General features: G+C 37.3%; 13 protein-coding genes. 7 read left to right on the forward strand and 6 right to left on the reverse strand.

The annotated features are described in order from the left end of the window. Nucleotides 1-2: 2 nt before the first annotated feature. From WG904_RS03590 to WG904_RS03600, 3 genes are all read right to left on the reverse strand, one after another. On the reverse strand, nt 3-905 hold the full coding sequence (locus WG904_RS03590) for an alpha/beta hydrolase (RefSeq protein ID WP_339577916.1): 903 nt from the start codon (nt 903-905) through the stop codon (nt 3-5). Between the two features lie 12 nt (nt 906-917). Beyond that, a protein-coding gene (prfB, locus tag WG904_RS03595; RefSeq protein WP_339577917.1) for a peptide chain release factor 2 occupies nt 918-1,992 on the reverse strand; the annotation gives its coding sequence in 2 pieces (ribosomal slippage) (nt 918-1,931 and nt 1,933-1,992; 1,074 coding nt in all). A gap of 180 nt (nt 1,993-2,172) precedes the next feature. Continuing rightward, the gene (locus tag WG904_RS03600; protein WP_339577918.1) at nt 2,173-3,477 is read right to left on the reverse strand and encodes an amidohydrolase; all 1,305 of its coding nucleotides are present in this window, start codon (nt 3,475-3,477) and stop codon (nt 2,173-2,175) included. Nucleotides 3,478-3,551: 74 nt separating this feature from the next. Here WG904_RS03600 and pgi point away from each other — a divergent pair, with 74 nt between their 5' ends. The 7 genes from pgi (at nt 3,552) to WG904_RS03635 (ending at nt 9,569) form a co-directional block, all read left to right on the forward strand. Next, nucleotides 3,552-5,198 carry a glucose-6-phosphate isomerase gene (pgi, locus tag WG904_RS03605; RefSeq protein WP_339577919.1) on the forward strand — a complete coding sequence of 549 codons (1,647 nt, stop codon included), beginning with the start codon at nt 3,552-3,554 and terminating at the stop codon, nt 5,196-5,198. A gap of 137 nt (nt 5,199-5,335) precedes the next feature. After that, nucleotides 5,336-5,887, forward strand: a complete 552-nt coding sequence (locus tag WG904_RS03610; protein ID WP_339577920.1) for an RNA polymerase sigma factor — start codon at nt 5,336-5,338, stop codon at nt 5,885-5,887. Nucleotides 5,888-5,889: 2 nt separating this feature from the next. Beyond that, complete coding sequence (locus tag WG904_RS03615) at nt 5,890-7,038, forward strand: outer membrane beta-barrel protein (protein WP_339577921.1); 1,149 nt, start codon at nt 5,890-5,892, stop codon at nt 7,036-7,038. Continuing rightward, nucleotides 7,016-7,576 carry a YceI family protein gene (locus tag WG904_RS03620; protein WP_339577922.1) on the forward strand — a complete coding sequence of 187 codons (561 nt, stop codon included), beginning with the start codon at nt 7,016-7,018 and terminating at the stop codon, nt 7,574-7,576. Before WG904_RS03615 ends, WG904_RS03620 begins: the two co-directional genes overlap by 23 nt. Before the next feature lie 6 nt (nt 7,577-7,582). After that, nucleotides 7,583-8,521 carry a DUF5777 family beta-barrel protein gene (locus WG904_RS03625; RefSeq protein ID WP_339577923.1) on the forward strand — a complete coding sequence of 313 codons (939 nt, stop codon included), beginning with the start codon at nt 7,583-7,585 and terminating at the stop codon, nt 8,519-8,521. A 10-nt stretch (nt 8,522-8,531) separates the two neighbouring features. Beyond that, nucleotides 8,532-8,993 carry a QcrA and Rieske domain-containing protein gene (locus WG904_RS03630; protein WP_339577924.1) on the forward strand — a complete coding sequence of 154 codons (462 nt, stop codon included), beginning with the start codon at nt 8,532-8,534 and terminating at the stop codon, nt 8,991-8,993. Nucleotides 8,994-9,041: 48 nt separating this feature from the next. Beyond that, entirely contained in the window at nt 9,042-9,569 is a 528-nt protein-coding gene (locus WG904_RS03635; RefSeq protein ID WP_339577925.1) for a DUF4251 domain-containing protein, read from the forward strand. A gap of 32 nt (nt 9,570-9,601) precedes the next feature. On the opposite strand, the gene WG904_RS03640 is transcribed toward WG904_RS03635, so the two are convergent. The 3 genes from WG904_RS03640 to dnaG are packed head-to-tail and all read right to left on the reverse strand — an operon-like array spanning nt 9,602 to nt 12,996. Beyond that, nucleotides 9,602-10,684 carry a glutaminyl-peptide cyclotransferase gene (locus WG904_RS03640; RefSeq protein ID WP_339577926.1) on the reverse strand — a complete coding sequence of 361 codons (1,083 nt, stop codon included), beginning with the start codon at nt 10,682-10,684 and terminating at the stop codon, nt 9,602-9,604. Beyond that, complete coding sequence (locus WG904_RS03645) at nt 10,668-11,024, reverse strand: YraN family protein (RefSeq protein ID WP_339577927.1); 357 nt, start codon at nt 11,022-11,024, stop codon at nt 10,668-10,670. Before WG904_RS03645 ends, WG904_RS03640 begins: the two co-directional genes overlap by 17 nt. A gap of 37 nt (nt 11,025-11,061) precedes the next feature. Continuing rightward, nucleotides 11,062-12,996 carry a DNA primase gene (gene dnaG, locus WG904_RS03650; protein WP_339577928.1) on the reverse strand — a complete coding sequence of 645 codons (1,935 nt, stop codon included), beginning with the start codon at nt 12,994-12,996 and terminating at the stop codon, nt 11,062-11,064. Nucleotides 12,997-13,124 lie beyond the last annotated feature (128 nt).

Raw genomic sequence — 13,124 nt, forward strand, 5'->3', positions numbered from 1 at the left:
CTTTACAGCAACTTATTTGCTCCCATCCAATCCTTCATCATTTCGAACCAAGTTCCTTTTAGGCCAAATCCATGCCCGCCAGACTGGTAAACATGCATTTCGGCTGGCACTTTATATTTTACCAAAGCTTCGTTAAATAAGATGCTATTTTTTACGGGTACAGCCGTATCGTTATTTGCATGCACCAAAAAAGTAGGTGGCGTTGTTGCATTCACATAATTTTGTGTCGAAAAATAATTACGCTGCGTTTGAGTAGGTGAATCTCCCAATAAATTTTTAACAGAACCTGCATGTGTAACCGTCCCAAAACTAATTACCGGATAAATTAATATGGAAAAATCTGGTCTTAAACTAATGCCTTCTAGATTTTGGATTTTCATGTCGTTGTAATGAACAGTGAGACAGGCGGCTAAATGACCACCAGCCGAAAAACCCATTACTCCAACCTTATTTACATTAACTCCCCAAACGCTGGCATTTTTGCGGACCAGATAAATGGCTTGCAAAGCATCTTGCAAAGGGCCCATTGATTTATCTTCCATAATAAAATCGCTTGGTAAGCGATATTTGAGTACAAAAGCAGTTACACCCATCTGGGCAAATTTCTCGGCTACCTTTGTGCCTTCTTTGTCGAATGCTAAAATGCCATAACCACCTCCGGGACAAATAATCACCCCGGTACCATTAGATTTTCCCTTTGCAGGCGAGTAAACTGTTAAGGTTGGGTCAGTAACTTTACTCACACGCGATACGCCATCCGTACCTGAAACTACCATTTCTTTATAATCTGCAGGGGGAGTTTTTGAACCTGGAATTTTAGAACCATATAACGGAATAACTTCCTGAGAATTTGCTTGATTAATCAAAACTGAAAGAAAAAACAAAAAAATGAATAACTGTTTCATAATTTAAACTTACTAAAATTCCATTAAATAAGCTTTTAAAAATTCATTAATATCTCCATCAAGCACCGCTTGAGGATTAGATGTTTGATAATTCGTTCGGTGATCTTTAACCCTCCTATCGTCTAGCACATAGCTTCTAATTTGCGAACCCCATTCAATCTTCTTTTTTGCTCCCTCTACTTCGGCAAAAGCTTCTGCTCTTTTCCGTTGTTCAATTTCATACAATTGTGATTTAAGCAGCCGTAGGGCATTCTCTTTATTCTGCAATTGCGATCTCGACTCTTGGTTTTTAATAATAATGCCTGAGGGTTTATGATATAACCGAACGGCTGTTTCTACTTTATTTACATTTTGTCCGCCAGCACCCCCGGCCCTAAATGTCTCAAATTCTACATCAGCAGGATTAATATCAATTTGTATGGTATCATCCACTAATGGATAAACATACACTGAAGCAAAAGAAGTATGTCTACGCGCATTCGAATCGAAGGGAGAAATACGCACCAAACGATGTACTCCATTCTCTCCTTTCAAATAGCCGTAGGCAAATTCGCCCGCAATTTGGATGGTTACCGATTTAATTCCAGCAACCTCACCTTCTGCATAATCTTGTTCAGTTACTTTATAGCCATTCTTTTCGGCCCACATTAGGTACATCCGCATCAACATATACGCCCAATCACAGCTTTCGGTACCACCAGCGCCAGCCGTAATTTGCATTACTGCATTTAATTGATCCTCCTTGCTATTCAGCATATTCTTGAGCTCAAGGTCTTCCACAATTTTTAAGGCAATTTCATATTGCTCATCTACCTCCTCCTCTGACGCATCTCCACTCTGAAAAAAATCAAACAACACAAAAGTATCATCAACCGCAGCCTGTGCAGTTAAAAAACCCGCTGTCCATTTCTTCTTTGTACTGATATTGGCCAAAATGCCCTCGGCCTTTTTAGGATCATCCCAGAAATTAGGATTTAATGTTATTTTTTCTTCTTCACCAATCTGGTAAATTAACTCATCGACGTCAAAGATACCTCCTCAGCGACGTTACCCTGTCCCTTAAATCATCTAAATTTTCTTTAGTCATATAGCAAATATAAGGAAATTTTCGGCATCAAAAGCGAGTATTCCTCTTGTTGTAATGTTGAAAAGTTGTAATGTTGAAATGGCTATGTGTATAAATTTACAACGACAAAATCACGATTTTACTTCATGTTATACATCCAGAGCCTTCCAACCATTAACGTTTCAACCTTTAAACAATTTATTACTTCTTCATGGCCATATAATCTAATGTTAAATTAATAAGCGATTTTACCCCTAAGTTAAAACTGCTTTCGTCAATGAAAAAATCGGGCGTATGATGGGATGGCGTTTTTAAGGGGTCGTTTCCTTTAGGCATTGCACCTAAAAAGAAAAATAATCCGGGTACTTTTTCTTGGTAAAACGAGAAATCTTCAGCACCCGTTACCGGTGGTTTTAATTTTACATTTCCTGCTCCAGCGGTTGATTGTAAAGTAGGCAACATCTTTTCGGTTAAAGCAATATCGTTAAAGGTTACAGGATAATGTGCACTATAAGGGATTAACACTTCTGCCTTTGCACCTGCCCCTTCTCCGGTTTTTGTAACAATGGCTTTAATCCGTTCGATAAACATTTTCTCATCAGCTGCACTGAAATTACGCACCGTCCCTAGCATCTCTACTTTTTCAGGAATGATATTAGACCTTACCCCGCCTTGTATAGCCCCAATGGTTACTACACCGGGATTCTCCGTAATATTTAAATTTCTGCTTACAATAGTTTGTAAACTGGTTATAATTTGGGCGGCAACCACCACAGGATCTACACTACTCCAAGGGTAAGCGCCATGCGCCTGTTTACCAGTAATGGTAATTTTCATGTCGTTAACCGCAGCCATTGTGCCCCCGGGGCGATAGGTAAGATCGCCGACAGGCGTTTGCGAGTTAATATGTAAACCAAAAATAACATCCACTTTTGGATTCTCCAAAACCCCTTCTTTAACCATCAGTTCTGCACCACCTTGTTCTCCAACTGGCACACCTTCTTCAGCGGGCTGAAAAATAAATTTCACAGTACCCGCTAGGTCTTTCTTCATTCCAGCCAACACTTCGGCAACCCCCATTAACATCGCTACATGCGAATCGTGCCCACATGCATGCATTACTCCTACCTCCTGGCCATTGTACATCGTTTTAACTTTCGAAGCAAAAGGTAAAGGCACCCGCTCTGTTACTGGCAATCCATCCATATCGGCACGCAAAGCCACTACTGGACCGGGTTTCCCACCAACTAAAACACCTACCACTCCAGTTTTGGCCACGCCTGTTTTTACCTCAATCCCCAAACTTTTTAAATGCGCAGCCACTATGCCAGCTGTACGGGTTTCTAAATTTCCAAGTTCAGGATGTTCATGAAAATCTCTACGCCAAGCAATTACTTTTCCCGTTACGGCATCAGCACGTTTCGCAGCTTCTGTTTTTAAAGTTGGCTTTTGAGCCGCTAAAAATAAGGGTGCGATTAAAAGCACAGCTAAGGAAAGTTTTTTCATGGATGCAAGTTTAGTTAAAGCAAGATAATGAAATTTAGTGCTAATTTTCCTATTTTTACCCTAAATCACTCCTTATGCTTCCTAAAATAGATTTTACTAAAACAGCCGCTTACAAATACTTAGCCGATCATTTCATCACTATTAATGAAAACGATCTCAAACAACTATTTAAAGAAGATGCCGAACGATTTGAGAAATTCTCTATCCTTTTTGAAGATATAATATTCGATTTTTCTAAAAACAGAATAAATTCTACCACGTTGGCGCTTCTTATTCAACTCGCTAAAGAATGCAAATTGGATGAAGCAATTACCGCCATGTTTAGGGGCGATAAAATCAATCAAACGGAAGGAAGACCTGTTTTGCACGTCGCCCTTCGCAACCAAAGTAACTGGCCAATTTTAGTTGAAGGAAAAGATGTAATGCCAGAGGTAAATGCGGTTTTGGCCAAGATGGAAAAATTTAGCAATTCCATTATTTCGGGCGAATGGAAAGGTTATACGGGAAAGCCCATCACTGATGTTGTGAATATTGGCATTGGAGGTTCTGATTTAGGCCCAGTTATGGTAACAGAAGGCCTTAAAGCTTACAAAACACATTTAAATTTACATTTCGTTTCAAACATAGATGGCACACATCTAGCAGAAGCTTTAAAAATTGTTAATCCCGAAACTACCTTATTTTTAGTGGCTTCGAAAACATTTACTACCCAAGAAACCATGACCAATGCACATAGTGCAAGAGCCTGGTTTTTAGAAAGTGGTGCTAAAACAGAAGATATTGCCAAACATTTTGCCGCCCTATCTACAAATGCCAAAGATGTATCTACATTCGGGATTGATACCGAAAATATGTTCGAATTTTGGGATTGGGTTGGTGGCCGCTATTCGCTATGGAGCGCCATTGGTTTATCCATATCTTTAGGCATTGGATTTGATAATTTTAAACAACTGTTAGCGGGTGCGCATGCTGCGGATCAACATTTTGAAAAAACGCCTTTCGAAGAGAATATTCCGGTTATTTTAGGCCTTTTGGGTATTTGGTACATTAACTTTTTTAATGCAGAAACACAAGCCATTTTACCATACGATCAATATTTACATCGTTTTGCAGCCTATTTTCAGCAAGGCGATATGGAAAGTAATGGTAAGCACGTCGATCGCAATGGAAAGGCGGTTGATTACGAAACCGGGCCAATTATTTGGGGCGAACCAGGCACCAATGGTCAACATGCCTTTTATCAATTAATTCACCAAGGTACCCGCTTAATTCCATGCGATTTTATTGCTCCGGCACAGAGCTTAAATCCCTTGGGTAATCACCACTCTATTTTATTGTCGAACTTTTTTGCACAAACCGAAGCATTAATGAACGGAAAAAGCGAAGAAGAAGTAGTAAAAGAATTAAAAGCCGCAGGAAAAACCGAAAGTCAGATTGCGGAATTAGCCCCTTTTAAAGTGTTTGATGGAAATAGACCAACCAATTCTATTCTGCTAAAAAAAGTTACGCCTTATAGTTTAGGTAGCTTAATAGCGATGTACGAGCATAAAATATTTGTGCAAGGCATCATCTGGAACATCTTTAGCTTTGATCAATGGGGGGTTGAACTAGGTAAACAGCTAGCTCAAAAAATACAGCCTGAACTCACTACAGACGAAACTATACTTTCTCATGATTCGTCGACCAACGGGTTGATAAATCTATATAAGAAGTGGCGCTAAATCTTGGCAAAGAATTCTCGGTAATTATTCGTACTTCCACAGTATTTTAAAAATTTTGAGTAAATTTCTTAAGGTACAAGCAACCGTGCTTGTTTATTTGACGTACCTATATAAAAAACTAAACTCATTTTTAAATTTTGCTAACTCCTAAATTAATAGAAGGTTGTGTAAAAAAGGATCGAAAGAGCCAAAAAGAGCTGTATAAGCTTTATTATGGCTATGCGCTTCGTATCTGCCTACGCTATGCAAAAAATAAAGATGAAGCTGTTGAAGTAGTTAATGATGGTTTCATGAAAGTGTTCACACATATCGCACGTTACCACACTAACCAATCATTTAACAGTTGGTTGAGTACAATTATGATCAACACTGCAATTGATAACTATAGAAAACGCATTAAACAACTAGAAATGGAAGAGTTAAATGAACAACATCCGGTTGAAGATAGAGAGAATATACTTTCCAATTTAAATTATGAAGACTTAATTAACTTGGTACAAAAACTTTCTTATGCCTACCGAACTGTATTTAACCTATTTGCAATAGATGGATACACACATGAAGAAATTGCCAGCTTATTACAAATCTCTGTAGGCTCTTCGAAATCGAATTTATTTAAGGCCAGAGAAAATTTAAAAAAAATGTTAATCGAGAATAAAATGGCGGTTAACCATGATATTAATCCTTAAAAATGGAAGAGCTGAATGATAAAGATTTTGATCAGATTTTCAAAAACAGGATAAAAGACGGATATCTTGAGTTTGAAGAGGATTCGTGGCTTAAAATGGAGAAAAAGCTACGTGCTAGAAATCGATATGTTTTTCTACGAAATGCGAGTATTATTCTACTTTTCCTATCTTTTGGCATTGGAATTTATAAGATGAGTAGCGAAACAGCTATTAAGGACGTTAAGATTACAAAAAATAGTAAAGCAACACCAAAATCGAATATTGAGGTTTTAGAGAAAAACAATGAAATTTTTGCTGAAAAGCTTCATAAAACCACATTATTCACATCGAAGAACAAAAAAATAAGGGATTTAGCTTCAAAAAACAACCTATTTGCTACAAAACAAGAAATTGTAGAAACACCGACAATTTCAATGGCTATTGAAAATGTAACGATAGACAGTTCAATTACAATCGCAAAGGATCAAGTTCTTCCTCAAAATAATCCTATTTCAGATGTAAAGACAGACGTAAGAGTTCCTATCAATGAAACCACAACTCCTCATTTGAAACCAAAACGAGCAATTGCACTTTCTATTCTTCTAGGGCCAGATTTTAGCTCAACTGAAAATACAATTGGTGGGAAACACGGAATAGCCTTAGGCATTGGTCTAAGTGTTCCGATAGGCAAAAAGTTAAGCGTACAAACTGGCATAAATTATGGCTCAAAAAATTATGAAGCCAAGGGGTATGATTATTCATTTAACAATCCAAATGTAGTGAGTTTAATCTCCGCTATTGATGCTTCGTGTAAAGTACTTGAGATTCCTTTACGTGCTTCATATAACATAATGGATAACCAGAAAAACAGCATCGATTTAAGTGCTGGTCTTTCGAGTTATATGATGTTAAAGGAAAATTACAGATTTATTTATACGCAAGCTTCGGGTCGCAAAGATCGGTTTTTAGAAGAAAAAAATGCAAATCAGCATTACCTAAGTGTAATCGATTTATCGGCCACTTATAATGTTAGGTTAAAAAATAAAAAATTTGCATTAGGTGTTCAACCCTATGTTAAAATCCCGATAAGTGGGATTGGCGAAGGAAGCGTGCCTTTAAAATCAAGTGGCATTTCTTTAAAATTAAACTATGAACTCATCAAAAAGAAGTAAGTTACTTTTAGCCTTGCTCATCTGTTTTTCCTTTGTATCAAAGGCAAATGCACAAATCTATACGGGCAAGAATATAAAATTTAATATTTTTTCATCCACCCCGATCGAAGATATCAAGGCAGTAAGCTACACTGGGGTTGCTGTGCTGTCTACTCCAAAACAAGAACTTGCTATCCAAATAGCCATAAAAAGCCTTGAATTTGACAAAAAGCTAATGCAAGAGCATTTTAATGAAAATTATATGGAAAGCGATAAATATCCATTAGCTAAATTCAAAGGGGTTATTGAACCGAAGATCGATTGGGTAAAAGATGGCGAATATAATGTATCTGCAAAAGGAACATTAAACGTTCATGGTGTAAACCAGGTGCGTACGATAAATGGAAAAATTACGATAAAAAACAAAATCGCCAGCCTCAGTAGCGCATTTAATGTTAGCTGTGCCGACCATCAAATTAAGATACCCAGCCTTGTGTTTACCAAAATTGCAGAAGTAATACAAGTAAAAGTACAAGGAAGCCTAAACCAACTAAACTAAATCAAGATGAAAAAAACTAAACTTGTTATTTTCTTACTGCTCATTTTTGCCGTATTGGCCATGAGGGCAAGTGCTCAAGAGGTCGATTCTTTGTTGAATTCATTGAGTAAAGATCAAAAGTTTAACAAAGTGGAGTCAACATTTAAGGCTACGCACATTGTATTGTCACAATCTACAGAAACGCAAAAGAAAAGAGATCTCGATTTTAGAATTCGTCATCACTTTGGCGATATTGGAGGTGAATTTGGCAACGCACATACCTTATATGGTTTAGATGTAGCCACTGATCTTTATATTGGTTTCGATTATGGCATTAGTGATAAATTAACCATTGGAATTGGCAGAAGTAAACACGATGAATTGTTTAATTTTTTGATTAAACAAAAGTTATTTCAACAAAATACGGAAGGAATGCCACTAAATTTAACCCTTTTTGCACAAATGGGGATTATAGCGAGAGAATCCTTCGCCAATAGTGAATTCGATGGGGGTGGTAGATCAACATTTCTAATTCAACCCTTACTTTCACGCAAATTTTCACAGAGCCTCTCTTTTCAAGTAATGCCAGCTTTGTTGATTCGTTCAAAAACGCTAGGCGCTGCAGATCCCGAGAATTTGTTTAGCCTGGGCTTTGCAGGAAGAATAAAATTGAACAAGCGTTTATCATTCGTAGCCGAATATACTTTGGTAAATGAGTTGTCGAGGAATGATCTAGTGGCAGAATTATATAATCCACTGGGTATCGGTTTAGAAATCGAAACCGGGGGGCATATCTTCTCACTTAATTTTATGAATTCAGAGTATATAAACGAAAATAGTTTTATCCCTTCTACCAAAAAATCGTGGAAAGAAGGTTGTGTGCGTTTTGGTTTCACCATTTCTAGAAATTTTAGTCTTTTCAAATCAAAAAACAAAAATCCAGATACAAAATCAACCATCTATTAAAACCCAAATTATGGAACGTAACGAATTTATCAAATCATTAGGGCTGGGAGTGGCTTTAGTGTGTACAGGCAGCTGCTTATCTAGTTGTGGAGGAAAAAAATCTGACAATCCAACCCCAACTCCAAACCCAGGGGGAGGTGGACAGCCTTCAGGAATCACAGCGAGTATAGATATAAGTTCTGCACTTACAAGCGTAGGATCGTTTACAACGGTAAATGGTGTCCTATTTGTTCGCTTAGAAACTGGAAATGCCACCAGTTCTTTTACGGCTACACAAGCCACTTGCCCACATCAAGGTGGCGCACTGAATTGGATTGCAGCAAGCAACCTTATCCAATGTGCTTTACATAGTTCACAATATACGGCTTCTGGGAGTGTTGCAAGGCAACCAAATGATGGCGGAACCACAAGCCCACTAAAAGTTTATCCACTAACGCTAACAGGAACAACGTTAACGGCAACAGTAAAATAGCAAACTATTTCGTTATATTAGTGTTTACTAATTAAGCGTTTAGTAGGTATGAAAAATTTAATCTTAATATTATTTACACTTATCTCGTTAAGTGTATATGCACAAACCGATAAAGCAACTACCAAGAGAATTGTAGAAGCTAAAAATTTTACCTTCGTTGCTTCATCGGCTTTACCAATGAATAGTAATGAAATAAATACCATTTTTAGCAAAATGCCGGGTGCGAATGGTGGTGGAGGTAATATAAATTTAGTAGGGGACAATTATACTGTTCGAGTAACCTCAGACAGCATACTTGTTGACCTTCCTTATTATGGAAGAGCTTTTACTGCTCCAATAGCCAGAGATGATGCGGGTTATAAATTCACCTCAACCAAGTTTAGCTATCAGCCTACTGCAATGAAAAAGGGAGGTTGGCAAATCGCAATCAATCCCCAAGACTCTAAAGACAGTGTGCGCATGTATTTTACGATTTCTGCTAACGGCTACGCTTCCTTAACTGTAAGTAGTATCAATAAACAGTCGATTTCCTATAATGGATACATAAGCGAGCCAAAAAAGGAACTCAGCAAATAGTAAACCTATGCGGTTTTAAAAACTTCGTAGGTTTACTTCTTTAACTCAATTTGATAAATTTCTGGCCATTTCTTGCCAGTTACAAATAATCTTTTAGTGGCTTTATCATAAGCAATTCCATTCAAAACATTATTATTTTTTGCATATTCATCTTTAAAATAATTTAAAGGAAGTAAACCTAATAAATTAATTCTACCTTCTACAGCCCCTGTTTTTGGATTAATAATTACAATGGTATCTGTGGTATATACATTTGCATAAATTTTCCCTTCAATATATTCTAATTCATTTAGCTTATCGATAGGCCCCTTATTATCAAAAACCTGAATTGATCCAATCTTTTTATAAGTATTTTTATCTAAGAAAAAGATAGTGTTCGACCCATCTGTTTTTAAAATTCGTTCTCCATCGAAAGTTAAGCCCCAGCCTTCTTGTGTGCCCTCATTATAGGTAAATTCAGATAATTTCTTAAAGGTTTCTTTATTGTATACAAAACCAGTTTTTTCTTGCCAAGTTACTTGGATAATCTTATCGTCTACAACTGTCATTCCCTCTCCAAAATATTTTTTTTCCAAATTTGTTTTTTGAAGGATTTTACCTGTTGATGGATCTACTTTACGTAAACTCGATTGGCCATATTCGCCTGCACTTTCGTAGAAAAAACCATCGTGATATTCTAAACCTTCTACATAAGATGAGGTATCGTGAAGCAAGGTTTTAATCACTTTATAGGAGTATTGGATTGGAGACTGGGTTGGTAACACATTAATATTCGCCGTTAAATCATCTGATTTCCCCTCACCGAATATTTTTGCGACTAAAAGGTGACTGCCAAGTTTCAAACCCTTGGTTTTAAGATTGATAGCTAATGTATCTGTTCTCGATATCACTTTAACGCTATCAATTAGATATACTACCGAGTCTACTTTTTGCGCAGCGCCAAATTGTATTTTAACTTCAAAGTCATTTCCTGCAGAAACATTATCTCCTGCAATTGGAGAAAGAAAGTTGCGATAGGTAATCGTCGAATTGTTTTTACACGAACTCAGAAGAACAAGTGTAATTCCAACAAGTAGTAAATTTTTGATGGAGTTAATTTTAAGGCCAAAATGCATCTTCAATATGTTTAATAGTTTGGTTATTGGGGTTAAAAAGTACGGATACAATATCAAAACGAACCTCACCGTCGTGGTTCATTATTTCTAAATAAGCATCGGCAGCATTAGCCATATGTTGTTGCTTAACGATATTTACAAAATCTTCTGGTAAGCCAAAACCGGTTGAGCTGCGTGCCTTTACTTCTATAAAAACAATTACTTTATTTACGTATGCAATTAGATCAATCTCTGCCCGTTCGTACACCCAATTTTCGTCTAAGATTTCGTAACCTTTTTGGATAAGAAACTGCTTGGCAAGTTGCTCACCACGCTTCCCTAAATCGTTGTGTTGTGCCATATTTTGGTTGTGGGTTGTGGGTTGAACACATAACAACTCATTTAACAATTACAGAACCTAAAAATCTTGAAATCTCCTTCTCTACATTTTTAATAAAGGAATAACGTTGCATCAATATCTCTTGGTTTGACGCATCGCTTTCTGTTTTAATTTCCTTTAATAAATCCAACAAAATTCGATCTACTTTCCGCTTTTTGAGGTGATATAATCCTCCTAAAATAGTCGCCTTTAAATTTATAGTTTCATCTCTAACGTAAATATTATGTTTATTGTACCAATTTTCACTTAAAGTATAGGGCGAAGTTGAAAGGGTGATGGCTAAATCAGCAATAGCTCTATCTTCGCTTTTAATAAAATGATTTGCTGTTGGTAGCTGACCATTTTCTATTTCTGTTCGGTAATGGTCGATGATTTTCTTGCAAAGTGCGTTTTCGAAAGTTACATCGGTAAGGTTTTGCATAATAAATGAGCCGATATACATGTTATCGATCTTGTCCCAACTCACTAATTCGTGACCAAAAGCCAATAATAAACGTACAATTTCTTGTTCTTGTAATTCGTCATTTGCTGCTGATTCAATTGCGACTAAGGCATCGTCCGCAAATAAATTATCAGGAGGAAGATCTTGCTGTTGTTGCCGAGTAGAAACTGTATTACTTTTTTTCAGTTTTGCCGCACGGATGGTATTTAACTCCGATAATAGTATTCTTTCTTCAACTTCTAACAGTCTGCTACATTCGCGAATAAAAACAGAGGCTTTGATGTTATCTGGAATTTTAGCTATGCTCTCTACAATGTCTCTAATAATGCCTGCACGTTTAATAGGATCCGTACCTGCTTCGGCCAATAAGATATTAGCCTTATACAAAATAAAATCTTGGCGATTATCTTCAATATAGACCTTAAAGGCACCTGCCCCTACTTTATGCATATACGAATCAGGATCATCACCAATTGGAAAAGAAACAACCTTTACATTTAGTCCTTCCTCCAAAATCATATCTAAACCACGCAATGAAGCTTTTATACCAGCGGCATCGCCATCATATAAAATAGTTACATTTTGCGTGAATCGACCGATCAGTCTAATTTGCTCAATGGTTAGCGAAGTTCCAGAAGATGCCACTACATTTTCGATATGTGCTTGATGTACCGATAGCACATCTGCATACCCTTCAACCAGATAGCAATTATCCAAATCACGGATCGCCTTTTTCGCATGGAACAATCCATACAAAACATTCGATTTATGATAGATATCGCTTTCGGGCGAATTCACATATTTGGGAACATTTTTATCAGTTTTTAAGGTTCTACCCCCAAAACCAATTACTCGACCAGTAAAATTATGAATGGGGAACATCACTCGTCCTCTAAATCGATCGTACAGCTTATTTTTATCATTTCTGATAGCCAAACCCGTCTTCTCTAGATATTCTTCGGTATGTTTATGCTTAATCGCATCCTGAGTTAGGGCATCCCAAACATCAGGCGAATAGCCTAGGTTAAACTTCTTAACAATGTCTTCTCTAAATCCTCGCTCTTTAAAATAACTTAAACCAATTGCTTTACCCTCTGCACTATTCCAAAGTTGATCTTCAAAATAGTTTGATGCAAACTGCGATACGATGTACAGACTTTCCCTTGCATTTTGGGCTTCAACATCTTGAACCGTTTCTACGGTTTCTTCGACCTCAATATTATACTTTTGAGCCAGAAATTTAAGTGCCTCAGGGTATGAATATTTTTCGTGCTCCATTACAAAGCGAACAGAATCACCCCCCTTTCCGCAGCCAAAACATTTATAAATTCCTTTACTTACCGAAACGTGAAATGAAGGAGTTTTTTCACCATGGAAAGGACAATTTCCTATTAAACTCGCGCCGCGTTTTTTTAAATGCACAAAATCGCCAACCACCTCTTCAATCCGGGCAGTTTCCATTATTTTGTCTATCGTTTCGCGGTTTATCATTTACAAGTTGTGGGTTGTGGGTTGTGGGTTGTGGGTTGTGGGTTGTGGGTTGTGGGTTGTGGGTTGTGGGTTGTGGGTTGTGGGTTGTGGGTTGTGGGTTGTGGGTTGTGGGTTGTGGGTTGTGGGTT

It is taken from the genome of Pedobacter anseongensis (assembly GCF_037482965.1).
Taxonomy (GTDB): domain Bacteria; phylum Bacteroidota; class Bacteroidia; order Sphingobacteriales; family Sphingobacteriaceae; genus Pedobacter; species Pedobacter anseongensis.